This window comes from Clostridiales bacterium (assembly GCA_030016385.1).
Lineage (GTDB): Bacteria > Bacillota > Clostridia > Clostridiales > Oxobacteraceae > JASEJN01.
The window spans coordinates 1-19,053 of the sequence record JASEJN010000060.1 but is presented as its reverse complement, the minus strand read 5'-3'; the positions used below and the strand labels follow the sequence as shown (position 1 = coordinate 19,053).

18 protein-coding genes are annotated in these 19,053 nt (G+C 35.9%); 10 read left to right on the top strand and 8 right to left on the bottom strand.

Annotation, left to right across the window (positions count from 1 at the left end):
- Positions 1–229: 229 nt before the first annotated feature.
- Together QME45_12225 and lspA are read left to right on the top strand one after the other, a co-directional pair.
- Complete coding sequence (locus tag QME45_12225; protein ID MDI6619414.1) at positions 230–400, top strand: zinc-ribbon domain-containing protein; 171 nt, start codon at positions 230–232, stop codon at positions 398–400.
- A 184-nt stretch (positions 401–584) separates the two neighbouring features.
- The gene (gene lspA / locus QME45_12220; protein ID MDI6619413.1) at positions 585–1,052 is read left to right on the top strand and encodes a signal peptidase II; all 468 of its coding nucleotides are present in this window, start codon (positions 585–587) and stop codon (positions 1,050–1,052) included.
- Between the two features lie 110 nt (positions 1,053–1,162).
- On the opposite strand, the gene QME45_12215 is transcribed toward lspA, so the two are convergent.
- The 3 genes from QME45_12215 to QME45_12205 all read right to left on the bottom strand — a co-directional run bounded on the left by QME45_12215 (position 1,163) and on the right by QME45_12205 (position 5,365).
- Positions 1,163–1,462, bottom strand: coding sequence for a hypothetical protein (locus tag QME45_12215; GenBank protein MDI6619412.1), 300 nt, complete (start codon positions 1,460–1,462; stop codon positions 1,163–1,165).
- Positions 1,463–1,598: 136 nt separating this feature from the next.
- Positions 1,599–3,182: a DEAD/DEAH box helicase gene (locus QME45_12210; protein MDI6619411.1), complete on the bottom strand. Its 1,584-nt coding sequence runs from the start codon at positions 3,180–3,182 to the stop codon at positions 1,599–1,601.
- 119 nt (positions 3,183–3,301) lie between these two features.
- Entirely contained in the window at positions 3,302–5,365 is a 2,064-nt protein-coding gene (locus QME45_12205; GenBank protein ID MDI6619410.1) for a DNA topoisomerase 3, read from the bottom strand.
- A 267-nt stretch (positions 5,366–5,632) separates the two neighbouring features.
- Here QME45_12205 and QME45_12200 point away from each other — a divergent pair, with 267 nt between their 5' ends.
- Positions 5,633–6,751: an amidase domain-containing protein gene (locus QME45_12200; GenBank protein MDI6619409.1), complete on the top strand. Its 1,119-nt coding sequence runs from the start codon at positions 5,633–5,635 to the stop codon at positions 6,749–6,751.
- Positions 6,752–6,803: 52 nt separating this feature from the next.
- Here the strand turns inward: QME45_12200 and QME45_12195 are convergent, their stop codons facing one another.
- The 3 genes from QME45_12195 to QME45_12185 form a co-directional block, all read right to left on the bottom strand.
- Positions 6,804–7,739 carry a M15 family metallopeptidase gene (locus QME45_12195; GenBank protein MDI6619408.1) on the bottom strand — a complete coding sequence of 312 codons (936 nt, stop codon included), beginning with the start codon at positions 7,737–7,739 and terminating at the stop codon, positions 6,804–6,806.
- Positions 7,740–7,935: 196 nt separating this feature from the next.
- Entirely contained in the window at positions 7,936–8,853 is a 918-nt protein-coding gene (locus tag QME45_12190; protein MDI6619407.1) for an aldo/keto reductase, read from the bottom strand.
- Positions 8,854–9,115: 262 nt separating this feature from the next.
- Positions 9,116–9,937, bottom strand: a complete 822-nt coding sequence (locus QME45_12185; protein ID MDI6619406.1) for a lysophospholipase — start codon at positions 9,935–9,937, stop codon at positions 9,116–9,118.
- A gap of 245 nt (positions 9,938–10,182) precedes the next feature.
- Between QME45_12185 and QME45_12180 the strand changes: the two genes are divergently transcribed.
- From QME45_12180 to QME45_12170, 3 genes are all read left to right on the top strand, one after another.
- Positions 10,183–10,719: an RNA polymerase sigma factor gene (locus QME45_12180; protein ID MDI6619405.1), complete on the top strand. Its 537-nt coding sequence runs from the start codon at positions 10,183–10,185 to the stop codon at positions 10,717–10,719.
- 1 nt (position 10,720) lies between these two features.
- Positions 10,721–12,124 carry an anti-sigma factor gene (locus QME45_12175; protein MDI6619404.1) on the top strand — a complete coding sequence of 468 codons (1,404 nt, stop codon included), beginning with the start codon at positions 10,721–10,723 and terminating at the stop codon, positions 12,122–12,124.
- A 167-nt stretch (positions 12,125–12,291) separates the two neighbouring features.
- Complete coding sequence (locus tag QME45_12170; protein ID MDI6619403.1) at positions 12,292–12,915, top strand: bifunctional 4-hydroxy-2-oxoglutarate aldolase/2-dehydro-3-deoxy-phosphogluconate aldolase; 624 nt, start codon at positions 12,292–12,294, stop codon at positions 12,913–12,915.
- A 140-nt stretch (positions 12,916–13,055) separates the two neighbouring features.
- Here the strand turns inward: QME45_12170 and QME45_12165 are convergent, their stop codons facing one another.
- Positions 13,056–13,574: a hypothetical protein gene (locus QME45_12165; GenBank protein ID MDI6619402.1), complete on the bottom strand. Its 519-nt coding sequence runs from the start codon at positions 13,572–13,574 to the stop codon at positions 13,056–13,058.
- Positions 13,575–13,974: 400 nt separating this feature from the next.
- Complete coding sequence (locus QME45_12160) at positions 13,975–14,550, bottom strand: lytic transglycosylase domain-containing protein (GenBank protein MDI6619401.1); 576 nt, start codon at positions 14,548–14,550, stop codon at positions 13,975–13,977.
- Positions 14,551–14,851: 301 nt separating this feature from the next.
- On the opposite strand from QME45_12160, the gene QME45_12155 reads away from it, so the two are divergent.
- The 4 genes from QME45_12155 to QME45_12140 all read left to right on the top strand — a co-directional run.
- Positions 14,852–15,016, top strand: coding sequence for a hypothetical protein (locus QME45_12155; protein MDI6619400.1), 165 nt, complete (start codon positions 14,852–14,854; stop codon positions 15,014–15,016).
- A 126-nt stretch (positions 15,017–15,142) separates the two neighbouring features.
- The gene (locus tag QME45_12150; protein ID MDI6619399.1) at positions 15,143–17,503 is read left to right on the top strand and encodes a helix-turn-helix domain-containing protein; all 2,361 of its coding nucleotides are present in this window, start codon (positions 15,143–15,145) and stop codon (positions 17,501–17,503) included.
- A 352-nt stretch (positions 17,504–17,855) separates the two neighbouring features.
- Positions 17,856–18,803, top strand: coding sequence for an ABC transporter permease subunit (locus QME45_12145; GenBank protein MDI6619398.1), 948 nt, complete (start codon positions 17,856–17,858; stop codon positions 18,801–18,803).
- 27 nt (positions 18,804–18,830) lie between these two features.
- Positions 18,831–19,053: hypothetical protein (locus QME45_12140; GenBank protein ID MDI6619397.1), on the top strand; the 223-nt coding region annotated here is incomplete at its 3' end.

Genomic DNA, 19,053 nt, shown 5'->3' with positions numbered 1-19,053 from the left:
GGGTAACTTCCACTTTAAGAGGATAAGGGGTGGAACTTACTTTGATAATTGAGTTATGGTAAAATTTATAAATAATTTCACGAACTGGTTTACATATCGGCATGTTTTATGATATGATATAGGAGTAATTGATAAAGGTTTAATATGATAATCAACATATCCTCTTTTTAAGGAATATTGTTATCTGTTTAGATCTCGATTAAATATTTGAAAAAGGAGGTATGTTGATATGGCAGATAAGAAATTAATTTGTAAAGATTGTGGAAAAGAATTTATATTTACAGAAGGCGAACAGGCTTTTTATAAAGAAAAGGGTTTTGAAAACGAACCACAAAGATGCCCGGAGTGCAGAAGAGCCAGAAAACAGCGGAATAACAACAATAGAGGATATAGAAGGTAGTCTACCTTTAAGGACCTGTAAGATTTAATTCTTGCAGGTCCTTTAAAATGTCGCCTTGTATGCACCTTATAGTGTGAATCTTACAGCATTCCAGGGAATCAGAATGATTAAGCTGCAAAAATCCTGAAGGATATGGTATAATATTTCTATAATACAATATGTGGAAATATGATGGAGGATTTTGATGCTTCAACTGATGATAATATTTTCTATAGTATTCTTAGACAGGATAACGAAACGTCTGGCTGTTGTTTATTTAAAACCGGTAGGTTCAATACCGCTTATCAAGAATATATTTCACCTTACATATGCTGAAAACAAGGGTGCTGCTTTCAGTATACTGCAAAACCAAAGATGGTTTTTCATATCGGTAACGATAGTATTTATTTTTTTTGCAATGTATTATCTTTTTTTGCATAAAAATGAAAATATTATACTGAAAATAGGGCTTTCAATGGTAATCGGGGGCGCCATAGGCAATCTTATAGACAGGATTATACCAGGATATGTCGTAGATTTTTTTGATTTTCGCGCAGTAAATTTTGCAATATTTAATGTGGCAGATTGCGGTATAGTTATTGGGAGCATACTCCTTGGATATTATCTTATTTTTATCAGCGAAAAGGATGCGTCCAAAGTGCTGAGAAAATAAAGGAGTCCCGTGACCTTAAAAACGTGGGAAAGAGGACCTGTCCCTTGATTTCCCTGGCATGGTAAATTAAAGGTGCACTATATATGCACCTTTAATTTACCCCTTTTTTACTATTGACTTTTAGGGATTTGAGCATTATTCCCGGTATCGGTATTGCCAGTTGTGTTTAAAGTATTAGCCTGGTTTACCGGTGGATATATGTTGCCGGATTTGCTGCTCTCTATTCTATTTGAAAGTTTTTTAACGTCATTTAACAGTTTAATCACAAGGCATAATATTACTATCGACACAATTATCAGGGTAACTAAAAGGGCTATCGTAAAGTAGCTCCCGAATAAAGTCCTTCCACCTTGAAAAGTCCTTGGTAAAGTATCTTGACCATTATTGCCACCGCTAAAATATCCTCCCATGTCAATTCCTCCTTATCACTATTTTAAAATATTATAAAATTTTATTGTGACAGAATAGTGAACATATGATTAAATATATAAAAACCTGCAATTTATGACTGCAGGTTTTAACTGGATCAAAAATGTACAGATTAAATTATTTTGAATTTGCAGGTTCTATGTTTATTTTTTTGCCTTTTATTTGGGCATTTTTCATAATATCAAGAACCTCTCTTGCATATTCTTTTGGAACTTCAACGAAAGTATATTTATCGTGAACGTCTATGGTGCCTATGAGTTTCCCTGAAATTCCCGTCTTGTTTGCAATAGCACCGACGATATCACCCGGGCTTATATTCCTGCTTTTGCCTATATTTATAAATAATCTTGCCATGCCTGGAGCGCCGCCTGTATTTTCAAAGTCATCATAAATTTCAGTATTGTTATCTGTATTTTCTCCTATCGATAATTTAAAAAGAGCAGCAGCAATATCCAAAGATGTATAATCTTCGGCAGTAAGTCTTTCAACAAATTCAAGATATTTGGAAAGATGACCTTCATTTATCGTGGATTTAATCTTATCCAAAAATGTATCAGCTTTGATCTCTTCGATATCATCGACAGTAGGAATATCATGCAGCCATATTTTTGTCTTAGTATATTTTTGTATATCTCTGAGCTTATAAATTTCTTTCCCGACCACAAAAGTAAAGGCTCTTCCGGCCCTGCCGGCACGGGCGGTCCTTCCTATTCTGTGCACGTAATATTCTTCGTCCTGAGGAACATCGTAATTAAAAACTGCATCGATATTATCGACATCGATTCCCCTTGCGGCAACATCAGTTGCAACAAGTATATCTATGGTTCCCTTTCTGAATTTATCCATTACCCTGTCTCTCTGAGACTGCCTCATGTCGCCATGAAGACCTTCAGCCTGGTAACCCCTTGCCTGGAGCTGAGAAATAAGCTCATCAACACGCCTTTTTGTATTACAGAATACGAGGGAGAGCCTTGGACTATACATATCAATAATCCTGGATAATATATCGGGTTTCATTTTTTCTTTTACTTCAAAATATATTTGCTCTATGCTTGGAACCGTAAGCTCTTTGTGGACGACTTTAATATATTCGGGATTTTTCTGATATTTTTTTGCAAGCTCCGATATATCCCTTGGCATTGTGGCAGAAAACAAAGTGGTTTGCTTTTCGTCAGGAGTTTCATTCAATATAGCCTTAATGTCATCGATAAAGCCCATATCCAGCATCTCATCAGCTTCATCCAGCACAGCTATTTTTATAGTCCCCAGTTTGATTGTTCTGCGTCTAATATGATCCAATATTCTACCGGGAGTACCTATTATTATCTGTACGCCTTTTTTTATCGCCGTTATCTGGCGCTCTATCGGCTGACCGCCGTATACCGGGAGTATTTTAATATTCTTTTTATATTTTGCAAGCTTTCTGAACTCTTCCGACAATTGTACTGCCAGTTCTCTTGTGGGACAAAGCACGATGGCTTGCAGCTTTTTATCTTCCGCGTTTATCATTTCCAGTATAGGAATGGCAAATGCAGCAGTTTTTCCCGTGCCAGTCTGCGACTGACCTATGATGTCCTTGCCATTTAACATATGGGGAATGGATGCCGCCTGTATTGGTGACGCCTCTTCAAATCCCAGATCTTTTACTGCTTTTAGTATTTCTTTTGATAAATTTAAATCTTCGAATTTAACATGTTCCATTAATATCAACTCTTTTCATTAGTTATTATTTCGAATATATATTTATTATCTGCATTATAGAATGATATATTTGTATACAAGAAATGATGGATAAATAATATCATTGAAGGCTACCATCATCAAGCGTTTTTCTTTTCGGAAAGGGCTGCCTTTAGAACGTCGCCAAGGCTGTTGCCTATAGATTTATTGTCGCTAAACTTCTGAATCAGCTTTTTGTTTCTGAAACTTTCTCCCTTCGACTTTTTAAATATATTCGTATCATCTGCATTCGCTTCCTGCCTGTAACCGCATGATCTGTCAGGACAGGATAACATTTTACCATGTCTGGTATTTATAAGGAGCATATATTTGCCGCATTGCGGACATTTTGTCTTTGTTATATTATCGGCTTTGTATACGGATGTATCCGCCTGTACGGCCTGCACAAGTTCAACTGCATTTTTTCTTATGCCGTCCATAAAGATCCATCTGTCGCCGCGGCCCTTTGCTATTTCTGAAAGTTTAAGTTCCCATTCGGCTGTAAGCTCAGGCATTTTTAAATTTTCAGGAACAATGTTGATAAGCTGAATGCCTTTTGATGTTGGTACAAGCTCTTTGCCGTGTCTTTCGATATAATTTGCATATATGAGCTTTTCGATTATTTCAGCTCTTGTCGCAGGAGTACCAAGCCCTCCGGCTTTAATGGACTCCCTCAATTCTTCATCCTCGATGAACTTCCCCGGGCTTTCCATAGCCGTAAGCAGCGTAGCCTCGGTATATCTTGCAGGCGGCTTTGTCTTTGATTTATTCAATTTTATGTTCTTGACAACTTTAGTATTTCCTATCTTCTGTATGGATAATTTCTGTTCTAAAAGATCCCCTTCATCCTTAACCGGAGTCCTGTATTCCACCTTTCTCCAGCCCTGATCCTCCGGAGCTTTGCCGCTTGAATAGAAATTCTGGCCGTTTATTTCAGTGGTGATCAGTGTTTGTTTATACTTATAGGGTGGATAGAGCACGGATATAAATCTTCTTGCAATAAGATCATACAGATTTTTTTCATCGCTGTTCAAGGATGAAAGATCCAAAGGCTGCTCTGTAGGTATTATTGCATGATGGTCAGAGACCTTGCTGTTGTCTACAAACCTTTTCGTAGTTTTTATCGGTTTTGAAAGAATGGGTTTGATAAGCGCTGCATAAGGCGCCACATCCATCGCCTTAAGCCTTGAAGGAAGCGTCGGCACGATATCCGAGCTTATATAACGCGAATCAGTTCTTGGATATGTTACGATTTTCCGTATTTCATATAGTCCCTGGAGTACGGATAGGGTCTTCTGTGCGGAAAAGCCATACCTCCTGTTTGCATCCCTTTGAAGCTCCGTAAGGTCATATGCAAGGGGTGGAAGTTCACTTTTGAGCTCTGTGTGCACCTCTCTTACTATGCCATCATGTCCTTTCAGATTTTGTATTAATTCTTCAGCCTTGTTCCTTTCAAATATTCTGCCATTTCCAGATTTGTTGCGCCATTCTCCGAAATAATCCCCAAAATCTGCCTGTATAGTAAAAAAGTCTGCAGGTTTGAAATTTTTTATTTCGCTCTCACGTTTTATTATTATGGAAAGGGTGGGAGTCTGAACCCTGCCGGCACTAAGCTGTGCATTAAATTTGCATGTTAAGGCACGCGTAACATTTAAGCCTATAAGCCAGTCCGCTTCAGCTCTGCAAAGGGCAGCATGAAATAAATCATCATATGACCTGCCGGGTTTAAGGTTGGCAAAACCTTCTTTTATAGCTTTATCGGTCTGGGAGGAAATCCACAGCCTCTTAAAGGGCTTCTTCCAGCCTGAAAGTATCATTATCCATCTTGCGACAAGTTCCCCCTCTCTTCCCGCATCTGTCGCTACAATAAGTTCGCATATATCGTTTCTAATCATAAGATGGCGTACGACGCTAAACTGGTGGGATGTTTCTTTTATAACTTTAAGCTTCATTTTTTCAGGAAGCATGGGGAGATCATCCATATTCCATACTTTAAGTTTTTTATCATAATCCTCAGGCTCCGCAAGGGTAACAAGATGCCCGAGCGCCCAAGTCACAACATATTTATTTCCTTCAAGATATCCTTTCCCCTTAATATTACAGTTTAATACTCTGGCGATTTCTCTCGCCACACTCGGTTTTTCAGCAAGTACTAACGATTTCATATATTTATTTCCCTCAATTCAAATATTTTTTTAATGCTCCAGCAATTCGTCACATATAAGAATAACACAAGGCAGCTGCAAGGTCAAAAATTAGAACCTCTAGGTGATTTATATTTGAAGAATATTATTTCAATCGCCAAGATCCAGGTCCGGAGCACAGCCTGATTTTTTATATGACAGATAAAAATTATTGTTAAGTATTAATAAACAGTGTCATATTATATAGTATATATTTAATGTACATAAGGTATCTTTGGTGGTGTATATATGAAGTATATTTTAACAAGTTCAAAGAGATATACAAGGATAGCGATAATCTTTACAATAATTGCGGCTGTAATTTCATGTTCAATAGTTCTTAAGGCGGAAGGCATAATAGCGGAGTTTACACTAAGGGATGAAATACAAAATGTCCTTGAAGGCTATTTTAAAGAGAGATGCAATGCATTGATTTCAGGAGATGTGGCAGTTATCAAAAATCAGTTCCAGTTGTCCAGCAGATATGGCCAATGGTCCTATGAGCATGAGGCAAAGCGCATAAAGTTTGCAACTGATTGGAATATCGCAAGGAAAGTAATATTCAAACAATGCGAAAGCAAGCTTAAAATATTCAGCGTAAGAGGCGGGGAAAGTGCCGTAAGAGTTTATTTGAATGACAGGACAAAGATGTCATACATATATGCCGATCAAAAAGACGGCCCGTTGAATGAATTCTGCTTTGCGACATATCATACCATGAATCTTATAAAGAGAGATGATAAATGGTATGTTACGGTGGATTGGTACAGCGATCCGCTGGAAGATACGATACCGGACGAGAGGATGCCGCAAGCTGATACTCCGCAGGAGGAGACGGTGAGCGGAGGATCATGGTTTAAGTATGACAGGGCGAAGGCTATAGAATATGCGGATAAATACTGCGGGGCAAATTACATCATCGAGGATGGCTATAAATATAATAAAAAATACAGGAGTTATGCCGATATGGGAGGGGACTGCGCCAATTTTGTATCCCAAGTTCTGTCGGACAAAAGTGCCGGAGGAATCCGCACAAGCGGCGGATGGCAGTATTCTAAGGGTAAGGGGAGCGCTTCGTGGGTAAATGCAGGGAAGTTTACATACAATCTGCTTTATTCTGGAAGAGGGAAGCTTGTATCTAAAGGAAAATATGAAAAGGTCGTAAACTATATCGGCAAAGTTTCTCCGGGAGATATAATCGCATACCAGAAAAAGGGAGACATTGTGCACGTATCAATTATTACGGCTGTCGATTCTATGGGGGTGCCTTTGGTAGATTCCCACACCAATGACAGATACCATGTGCCGTGGGATCTCGGGTGGAACAGCAGCGGTGTTACATTCTGGCTTATTAAAATAAACGGTTAACATTCAGCAGGGTGTATACATAAAAAACACAGCATATTCAGGATAATTGAAACTACTTTAACGCATTATCGATGATATCGATATAATTCTTAATCTTTGCGTCATCATACGGCGCTCCATAATACCAGGGTTTTGCCTGTGGAGAGTTCTCCCCAAAATATCGTGCCTTTAAGATTATTTCGGGGCGGTATTCAAAATGCATTATATCGAAGTGGCACCATTTACCGCCCCATATAAAGCCATTTTTTTCAAATACATTTACGACTTCCTGAGGGTATGATGAAATCCTTTTTTCTCCCTGGCTTTTAGAAGCCCACTTCCAGTAATCCCTGCCGTCCCTTCCCAAATCGATTGCTATCCCGAAGGAATGCGGACTTAAAAGATTTGTGCCTGAAATATATCTGTAATTGAAAGTGCCGTTTAAAGGAAGCACTGAAGACCTCACGAGATTATTCTTTTGAGCAAGAGGTATAAGGTCATCGAATACGGATTTTAATGATCCGGCAGCGTTATTATTTTTATTGAACTGTAAATATCCAAAAGCTGTTTTTACAGTTGTGAGATTATGCTCGGTCTGTTCTTTGGAATTACCATATAATTCTTTAAACAGTGCATATACACGAAAGCGCCCGGGATCATATCCGTCGGCCATAATGCTTTTTATATTGCCGAGGGGATAAATCTGTTCCATCATGTCTTGGATATCCGTATCATTAAGCTTTTCATAAAAGTTTTTTGATTTTTCATCATCATACAAAAGCTGTTTGCCTGACTTCATCGTAAAATATACTTTCAAACCCTGCTTTTTTACTCCGGTGATGTGCTCCGGGTATGCTGCCATAAGGCACAGGGCATCCCTCTTCATATTTACAGTATAATCGGTTTCCCCGTGGTATAAAAGGCCGGCATTTTTTATGGACGGTTTTCTGCTGCAACCTCCGGTTAAAGCCGTTATGAAAATCAAAAAAATCAAAATCATTTTCCTCATGTATTGTTCATCCCCTTTTATGTTTTATATTTATTATGTGTACTTGAAATAATTAAAATGTACCCGGCATGATATTCTATCAAAAATAAAAGTTCACTCCGAACTGCCTTACGGAGTGAACTTTTGTATTATGGACGTCAGTACATGGTTAGACATGTCTGGCTTATGCAAACATTTAAAGCACAAGATTTTTATATTATGGAAGCTTATTTCCGGCAGCCTTGTATATTTCATACCATTCCTGCCGTGTAAGCTCTGCTTCGGGTGCTTTTAAAATATCTTTCAAATGGCTGGCTTTGGTAGTACCTACTATTGGCTGTATTTTTGCAGGATGCCTTAATATCCATGAGATAGCTATTGCGGAATTGGGAACTCCCTTAGCCTTTGCAATTTCATCGATTTTTTCGTTGAGTTTCGGGAACTTATCGTTATTTAAAAATACACCTTCGAAAAATCCATACTGGAAAGGCGACCAAGCCTGTATTGTGATATTTTTAAGACGGCAATAATCCAGTATGCTGCCATCTCTGTCGATGGCTCCATCGACTTTCATATTTACATTGATACCTGAATCTATCATGCCTGTATTTGCAATACTAAACTGAAGCTGGTTTATTACAATTTTATGGCTCAGATATTTGCTTAGCAATTCTATCTGCATGGGATTATGATTGCTTACGCCGAAATATCTGACTTTTCCGCTGCTGTGCAGTATTGAGAAAGCTTCGGCAACCTCTTCAGGTTCAACAAGCGCATCGGGGCGATGCAGAAGTAAAACATCTATGTAATCAGTATTAAGACGTTTCAAACTGCCATTAACAGCATCCAGAATGTGTTCTTTTGAAAAATCGTAATAGCCATGGCATATACCGCATTTTGTCTGGATAAATACTTTTTCACGATTGATTCCCAAAGATTTGAATGCTTTAGCAAATGTTTCTTCAGACCTTCCATTGCTGTAAATGTCGGCATTATCGAAATAATTAATCCCTCCATCCAGCGCGGTGCTGATAAGATTTGATAAATCTTTCATCGGAAGATCGGCAATCCGCATGCATCCAAGGGCTATTTCGGATACATTCATTTCACCGTTTGCAATCTGTATCTTTTCCACTTTATTACCCCCCAATCAAAAATAACTTATATTATTATCTCTAATTTAGTATAGCATTGAACGCATATTAAAAAAAGCACATGCCTTCAATATCTTCGATTCACAATATGAAATCGAAATAAATAGGATTATATTATTTTGAGCGGTGAATGAGCGTTCAAAATGACATAATCCAAATTACGAATTGAAGTTCAATATCTTTAATGCTGAAAAATCGGTGAGCATGTGGAAGGCTTCCGATGCAATTGGAAGCCTTTAATAATCATATTCTTTTGTTGAGCCAGTTTATTATATCGGCAATAACCGTATCCTTTTCATCTTTTTCATTCAGTATTTCATGGAAACAGTCCTTATAAAGTTTAATCTCCTTATCCTTTGAGGAAATATTTTCATACATCCATATCGATGCCTGGTTTAAAACTATCTGATCATTTTTTCCATGAAGTATGAGACAGGGATATTTGTAGGATGTGATATTTTTTGAAAGCCAGTCTATTCCATTTACAAAAACTTCTCCGGCAAGTTTTGCAGTAATTTCTTTTAGAACCAGCGGATCGCTATCATAAGCTTCTACAACACTTTTATCCCGGCTTATAAGGGGAGATAGTGTGTTGGGTATCTTATACTCGGGGTCCCTTTCAAAAATTCTCGTGCTTTTAAGTTCTGAAAATGCAGGAAGGTCCGTTACGGCCGCGCCTGAAAGCACTTGTCCTGTAAGCTTATCAGAGTATTTTGCACCGTATGCTGCCGTTATGAATCCTCCCATGCTGTGGCCAAACATAAAAACAGGAAGTTTAGGATATTCGGTCCTGGCAAGTTCAACTACTTTGTCTGCATCGAGTATAAAGTCGTTGAAATCGTCGACATAACCTCTTTTTCCGCCGGATTTGCCATGCCCTCTGTTATCGAATCTATATACTCCGAAATTTTTATCCGTAAGTTTATCTGTAAGATATCCATATCTTCCAAGATGCTCACAAAGCCCGTGGATGACAATCACGAGAGCATTTGACTGTTCAGGCATATCCTTTACGTAATACAAATCGGTACCGTCAAAGGATTTTAAATGACCTTCGAGATGCATTAATACCACTCCTTCAAGAATATTATTTTATTGAATCAGTTCTTACCTAATTTTACCATATAATACTCATATTATCAATTGGCCGAATCGCATAGGATATGGGAATAAATTTTATATTTGAATAGTATCATTTAAATCGCCACGATATAGACTTTAAGTATTATTTTATATTTAATAAATAAGGAAGCCGCTATTTCAGTTGTATAATTATATGAAAGGATATCTTTTCGTGGCAGGTGCTGAACATGATTGATGAAAAAACAGTTATAAAGAAGGCGGCAGAAGGCGACAGGGACGCATTTGGTGAACTTGTAGCTGTTTATGCCAAAAGACTCTATGGATTTTTGTATGCGATTCTCCAGGATGAGCATGATTGCCTTGATATAGTTCAGGAAACATTTTTTAAAGCTTATAAAAATATTTTCACGTTTGATACAAACAGAAGCTTTGTCACCTGGCTTTTTACCATAGCGAAGAATAATGCCTTCAACTATTTGAAAAGTAGAAACAGAAATGATCTTGGGTACGAAAGCTTAGATAACATTGAAAGCAAGGCTGAGGGGCCTGAAGAGAAAATTCTTAAAAAAGAAGAGACAAAAAGATTGGTAGATGCCATAAGCCGCCTTCCTGAAAAATACAAAGCCATAATTTATCTGAAATATATATCGAACCTTTCATACAGAGAAATAGGAAAGAGATTGAATATAAAGGAAAGCCTTGTGGAATCGAGGATATATACGGCAAGGCAGAAGATAGCATCTTTTTTGAAAGAAGGTGTGTAAAATGGAATGTATCGAAGCAAGAAAGTATATAAGCCTTTATATCGATGGAGAAATCGACGACGAAAAAAGGCGTGAACTTCTTGAACATATGAAAACATGCAGTGAATGTGCTTCATCTTATGACAGTATGAAAAGTATGGATAGCTCAATCAAGGATATTTTTTGTGATAAAAAGCTTCCGGAAGGTTTTGAAGAAAAAATAATGAATAATCTTCCTGAAAGGAAAGAATCAACTGTCTTTCATAAATTGCGCAATAAGGCAAAACCTGCCATGCTGATACCGGTTTTAACGATCACGGCAGTTTTAATAATACTATGGATGTCTTCACTTTCGATATTGAACTTTTTCAACAAGAAGGTACCTGATCGGGGAACCGGCGGCACTATGGCCGATCTTGCCGCAATGATACGGCTAAATGATGTGGATTACTTAGCGTCAGATGATGTTGTAGCGGATGAAAGAATAATAGGAGGGCAGATAGGCAAAATTACGAAGAGTATCGCTGATGAACATTCGAATACAAAAATCACAAATGGAAGTGCGACTATTTTGCCGGTAGGGACAACAGTATATTCTATAAATGATATGAATGATGCCATAGCTGTAAAATATAATGGAAAATGGGAGGTATACAAAAAGAGGGGTACTGATAAGCTCAGGTTTCTCTTTAATGATGATTATGCCAACGCAGAAAAAATAATAATATCATATAACAATGACGGGAAAGAATCAAAAAGGGAAATAACCGATAGAAATACTATAACGGCAGTAGTTAAGTACCTTAAAAGCGTGAGGCCGGAGGATCAGGCCATTCAGTACAGCAATCAGAATACATGCAGTTTCTATTTTTATATAAAAGATGGATCGGGAATAGGCAAAATAGTACCGAGCATCATGATAGTGTATAATGACCCTAAACTTGGCGGATATATAAGTTATGATCATTATTATAAAGTTACACCTGAAGTATTGAAACTGTTTGTGCCCGGTACCGCAAATACAGGCTATGATGTTTCCATGGGCGGAGCTTTTCAGATTTATGATGCATACCTTTCCCCAAAGTTCTTGATAAGAAGGTTTGTAAAAGATGAAAATGGTCCAAAAGCTCAGGTGAAGGTTATAAAGAAAGATGAAAAAATATGGTCGGATGGAAAGCTTATAAATGACACTCTTTCAGGGAATTATAAGCTTATGGTGCTTATGAGGGGAACGACAATACAAAATAAAGCGGCCGAAAAAATAAAGTCTGATTATAAAAAGATACCGGGAGCTGTAAGCATTTCCATTTCAAAAGGTGAAACTGATGATACTACAGTGATTTATATAGGATTTGATAAAATACCCAATTATAAATTTGATGAATTTGGGGAATCCATCATGATTTTAATGAATGGAAGTAATTAACCTTCTGTAACGGCTAAAGTAGGCTGCAAGCTTCTGGACTTGAACCTGCCCAAAATAATCTTTATACACCTCGGTAAAATTGTTGCGATAATACTACAATCTGATAAAATAAAAGATGAGAAGGTATTTGTGTTTTGTTAGCAGGTAAACAAAACTGGAGGGATACTATGAAAAATGAAGATATAAAAGAAAGAATGAGAAAATCGATAATAGCTGTAATAAGATGCAGGGATATAAAGCTTGCAAGGGAAATGGCATACGCTGCGATTAAAAGCGGAATAAAATCCATCGAGGTAACTTATACTGTAGAGGGTGCTGGCGCATTGATAGAGGAATTAAAAGATCAGTATCCGAATATAGTGATAGGAGCAGGGACGGTCCTCGAATTATCCCAGGCAGAGGATGCAATAAAAAGGGGTACGGATTTTGTCGTAACACCCTGTATCGTAGAAGATGTAGCGGTTCTCTGCAGAGGGAAGGAAGTATTTTTCTCAATGGCGGCGGCAACGACTACTGAAATATATAATGCTTACAAGATGGGGTCGGAGGTTATTAAACTTTTCCCGGGCGAAACATACAGTCCATCAATTATAAAAGCGCTTCATGGACCTTTCCCGTTTGTCGAATTCATGCCAACAGGCGGAATTAACGATAAAAATATAAAAGGCTGGTTTGATGCCGGAGCCTTTGCAGTAGGCGTAGGCGGATATCTTACAAAGGGTATTAACTTTGACAATATAAGCCTTTTGGAAGAACGGGCAAAAAAGCTTATTAATGCGATAAAATATTAGTTTCAAGATTGGCTGCAGCGTAATATGTATTTTAATTTAAACACCAAAATGGGACATAAGGGCTGTTTAATTCAAAAAAATAGAGTAGGGTATCTTATTTACCTTACTCTTAATGTTTATATAAATTAACTGCGTCTTTTCTATTTTTCCTTAAAAAACTCTTTGTATTTATCTACAAGCTGCATGATCTCATTCTGGCGGTTATATCCGAGCATTACTTCAGGCTCGTTTTTTGAGCCCTCTATTACAGGGTGCATGTTTACTACCTGGACAGCTCCCGCATCGCTTACGGGTACTTCAAATAAGAGCTTATCGATGTAGTCTGTTTTTTTGATTATTGCGGTTATTGTTCCTCTAAGGTTACTCCCGTTTTCTTTTCCGATCCCATATCTTTTATCTATAGGTACGGTTATCTCCCTTTGAGCTTCTCCCTTTTCATCTGTGTTTAGAGTATCGATATAAATCCCGTTTGAATTTATCAAAAGTATATCTGCATCGGTAAGAGGTTTAATGTTCTCATTAAAAACATTAAAGTATACTTTACCTGTAATTTCCATTTCCTTATCAGATGCATCGGCAGTTATATTTTTATTTACGCTGCCGCATCCGGATGTAAACATAAGAGACATAATCAATGCTGCAAGTATAATCTTTTTCAATATAAACTGCTTGCCTCCTTGCTATCTTTATTTCTTCAATTTAAATTAAAAACTAATTGAAGATTTTCCCTTATACTTATTTTATACTTGCATCTTGGAAAATTTGTATCAAAAAGGTAAAAAAATTGTATCAAAAAAATAACAAAATGGGTGTTCATAAAAGTAGCATGGCTTAAAGGTTATTTACATAGAAATTTAATATTAGATAATTAAAAGTTTATTAATATTTTCGCTATGAAATGTTCAACATTTAAAAGTATTATATATATTAAATCCCCTTTAAATATTAATTATATATAAGGAAATAGCCCTTTTATAGGGCTATTTGCATTTTCTAAGGCAGTGAGCCTTCGACCAAGCTGCTGCAAAATATATCTTTGTAGAGGATGTATTTAAGATGTCAACCGTTTAATTCCTGAGTCTTGTATGTTTCATAATTTTTATAAACCTTACTTACGTAGTTCTGTGTTTCAGACGGCATGGCATCGATCTTGTCGGGAGAATTTACATTCAGCCTACGCATCCTTCCAATACCGCCATTGTATGCAGCAAGTGCAAGTTTTATATCTCCACCATATGAATCTATCAACGATTTTAAATACCTTGTTCCTGCATCTATATTTTCCATGGCGTCAAGAGGATTGTCCACTCCGAGGGCGGAAGCTGTTTTTGGCATAAGCTGCATCAATCCCAAGGCTCCGGCCTTCGATACTGCTTTAGGATTAAAACCTGACTCCTGCTTGATTACAGATTTTATAAGATCGGCATCCACACCATATTTCCTCGATGAAGCTTCAACCGCCTCATTTATATTCCCGCCCGTATTTCCATCCTGACTTATATCGCTATCTTCCGATAAATTTTTGCCCATGAAATTATTGAGCAATGTTTCAAAAGTCTGGGAGTTGCCAGGGTTTGAATATATCTTACTGAATATCAGATATTCGATCAGCATCTTTATATCATTGACTTCCATACCAAACACCTCTATTTTTAACATGCAATTAAATTATATAATATATTATATTAATAATAAACTATAATTTAAAATTTTCTTTGATTCGCAATATATTACTTGTGCTGTTTTAAACAACGCAAGTAATATATTGCGAATTGGTTGTGGACATTAGAACTTACAAAATTTGAATCTGGCGAATGAGTGTTCAAAATAACATAGAGTTCATATTACGAATTAAAGATTACTATCATATTTTTTTGAAAATTCGATATGCGATATGGTATAATAAATCTATGGATTTATCACAGGAGGGGTTTATATGAGCGGTGTAGATATATTTATTGCAGCTTTATCTGCTGTAATGTTTTTCGGAGGGTTATATCTGAACTTTAAATCTCGCAGGCTTGTAGATCAGTATAACGAAGAGCATAGAAAGGTTACTGCAATACAAAAGAATGTAAGGGCGTCAAGAAAAAGGGCGTAAAAAATACCTGCAGGTAATGCAGGCATTTTTTACGGATGTATTACTTTCATATGGCATTGTTGTAAATATATTTGGCGGTATTTTTAAGAGATATAATAAATAAAGATGCATTGGGGGGGGTATACGGTGGATAAATTTATCAAGTCATATAAAAGAAATAATAAGTTAAAAAAATCAAGTTTATTTATTAAATTTATAATTTCCTATATTATTATTTTATGTATACCTTTATTTTTACTTGGTATCTGGATTAATAAAAGCTTATTCAGATCTCTTACTAATGAAGTGCAGCAAGGTGTTTTAACGTCATTATCACAGACAATGGATTTGGTAGACATGAGATTTTCCGAACTTAAACACTTGGCTGAGGAGGTTCCTCAAAATCCAAGTATACTGCCCTTATTTCTTCCCGATAGAACTGCAACAATGCTGCCTTACAAATATTATGAAATCGGCAGAGAGTTTGATAATTATAAAGCAACAAATTCTTTTATAGATGAGATATTTGTATATTTCCCATTCAGCGATATTGCTGTCGGAAGTATTGGCAAATTGGATTCAACTATGGTTTTTAATAACTTTTTTCAGTATTCCGATATGTCCGAACAAACATTTAAAAGCATCTTAAAAGGTTCATCCGGTCAAACGGTAAGAAATATGAATTATCATAAAGGCAATGAAGAAAAATCGTTGACAGCTTATATATATACATATGAATTTGATAATACCGAGTATAAATCTTCATTAATGATTACAATGAACGATTTTTCACTGACTAAAATTATGGAAAAGGCACTAAAACCGTATAAGGGAAATATATTAATGCTTGATGATAAAAATAATATTATTACCAGCATTTCTATCGGTGATGCAAATATTGCTCCTGAAACTTTAAATAAACTTTTGAGTAAAGTTGGCCGCAATTCCTATGTAGGTAATGAACATATAAACGGTTCTGATTATTTAATTTCATATGTTAAGTCTTTAAATACTAATTGGACTTGCCTTACAATTATGCCATCCGGTCAGCTGATGGGAAAGGTAAGCCAATTAAAAACATGGTCAGCTACTATAATTGTTTTGTGTTTAATATTAGGAGTGGTGCTTGCATATTACTTTTCAGATGGAAATTATAATCCTATAGAGAATATCGTAAAACTGCTTAAGAATTCAAATAAAGAAGATTCAAATATAACCTATAAGAATGAATTTGATATGATAAATAGTTTAATATTAGACAATTTATCTAAAAATAGATTGCTCCAAGAAGAATTGAATGAGAATATTCCTATTATAAGATCTGAATTTTTAAACAGGTTAATAAAAGGAAAATTTACCGACATAAAATCTATTAATAGACTTTCTGAGTTCTCTGGAATTAACTTTTGTGGTAATGCCTTTGTGGTGATTGTTTTTAGCATTGATGATTATGATGAATTTATAAAAAAGAAGTTTAAAGTATTTCAGAAATTGTATAAGATCTCTGCTTTAAAAACGATAGAAGAGATGATAAAACCGCTTGGGAAATGCTATGTACTCGATTTAGATAATCAAGCTGTTGCCGTTATCAATTTATTGAATGATAAGATGGATAGTGTATATGAAATGAAGTCGGTGGGACGAAAAGTTATAGATTATTTTAATGATAATCTGGGACTTTCACTTACAGTAGGCATAGGAAATACTTGCCATTCTGTAATGGATATATCAAAGTCATATGTAGAAGCGAAAGAAGCATCAGACTATAAAATAGCAAAGGGGAAAAATAGTGTTATTACTTTTAACGAAATAAATACCCACGGAAACGGAATACATTACTATTCGTTTCATAATGAAGAGGTTATTATTGAGTGCCTAAAAGCAGGAAACTTCATTGGAATTTCCAGGGTATTAGAAACTATAATGAAAAATGTCAGTCAAAATACTATATCCTTGAGAGAAGCAAGATGCTTATACTTTGAAATAATAAATACTGCTATGAAGGCTTTGTCTGAACTTAGAACAGAAGAATATAATAGAATTATGCAGGGCAATGTACTCCCAGATCTGCTGAAATGTGAAACTCTTGATGATGTTTACAAGGAAACTGTATCTTTTTACAGAATTATATGTGATGCGATAAAAGGCTCAAAGCATCGTAAAGAAAATGAATTTAAGGATAAAATGGTTCGATATGTTGCCGCAAATTTCTGTAACAGCAATTTGTCTTTATCATTTTTAGCGGATAAATTTTCAATTCCACAGTCATCTCTTAGCAAATTTTTTAAAAATGAAATAGGAGATAATTTTATTGATTATATCAACGAACTCAGAATAAAAAAGGCGAAGGAAATGCTTCTAAAAGATGAAAAAAATATTTCCGATATTGCCCATGAATGTGGTTACCTTGACATACACAGCTTTAACAGAAATTTCAAAAAGTATACAAGTATAACTCCAAGTGAATTCAGAGAAACTTCCAATAGAAAACAGCGGGGAGATCGTTAAACCTTCCTGCTGTTTTTTTATAAATAAATGTTCAAATGGAAAATAATGAACAATCATTCATAATTGTTATAATATTAAAAATAGTTCACAAAGGCGTTTCTCATAAGGAGACAGCGAATATAATCAATCACAATCTATTAACATACCGGTCAGTCATTTCTCAAACTTCTAAAGTCTTCTAGGTTAGCTTACAAAATAGGCAACATGTATATGAATATAATGAACAATAAGAAAATAATATTCATTTACAGGTTGCAATAATCATTTTAATATTCAAATAAATCATTTTTTTATCCTAAATTTATAAGCATGACTAAATTATTTAATCTACATAAAGGAAGAGGTGAGCAAAATGAAGCGTATATCATTTAAGAAGGATAATAAAGATGTGAAAGAAAAAAGCATATGGATAACCATTAAAAAAAATTATGATATGTATCTGATTTTAATACCGGGGTTAGTATATTTAATAATATTTAAATATTTACCGATGTATGGGGTGACAATAGCCTTTCAAGATTTTAATATTTTCAAGGGGATTTCGGGAAGCAAGTGGGTCGGGCTAATGCATTTCAGAAACCTTTTATATTCAAAGGAGTTTTTCAGGGTATTCCGCAATACGCTTTTGTTGAGTATATATGATATTATATTTCTCTTTCCACTGCCGATTTTCATAGCTATTGTTCTGAATGAAATTAAAAATATCTTTTATAAAAAGACAGTGCAGACTATTATATATCTGCCGCATTTCCTGTCATGGGTGGTAGTTTCGGGTATTTTTATAAATATACTTTCGCCTTCGGGCGGGTTTGTTAATAATATTATTTCTTTATTTGGAGGCAAGCCTATCTCATTTTTGATGGACAAACATTGGTTCAGGAGTATACTGGTGATTTCTTCCGGATGGAAGGGAGCAGGCTGGAGTGCTATTATCTACATTGCGGCAATCACTGGAATAAGCCCGGAACTGTATGAAGCTGCAAAGATAGATGGGGCAGGAAGAATTAAACAGATTATTTATATTACATTGCCGGGGATTGCATCTACTATAGTCATGCTTTTTATACTGAGGTTAGGTCATATTCTGCAGGTTGGTACAGAACAGGTTTTGCTTATGTATAATCCAACTGTTTATGATGTAGGTGATGTTATAGGTACATATGTTTATAGAATGGGTCTGGGGAAAATGGATTACAGTTTCAGCACCGCCGTAGGTCTGTTTAATTCCGTAATCGGATTTGTACTTGTAATGATAGCAAATGCCTTAAGTAGAAAATTGGTAAAGAGAAGCATTTGGTAAATATAAATGTAATTGTAGGTGAACATAATGTCTAAAATAAAAAGAACTTCTGAAGATTGGGCAGTAGATATTTTTTCATATATTTTCCTTACCGTTTTTGCGCTGATTACGCTGCTGCCGCCAATGAATATAGTGGCTAAATCGTTAAGTGCGGAATGGGCGATAATATCAGGAAAAGTAGGTTTACTTCCGATAGGTGTTTTTTGCAATAGCAAATTCCTCACTTTTGCAAAGGTTTTTCCCCAGGCAC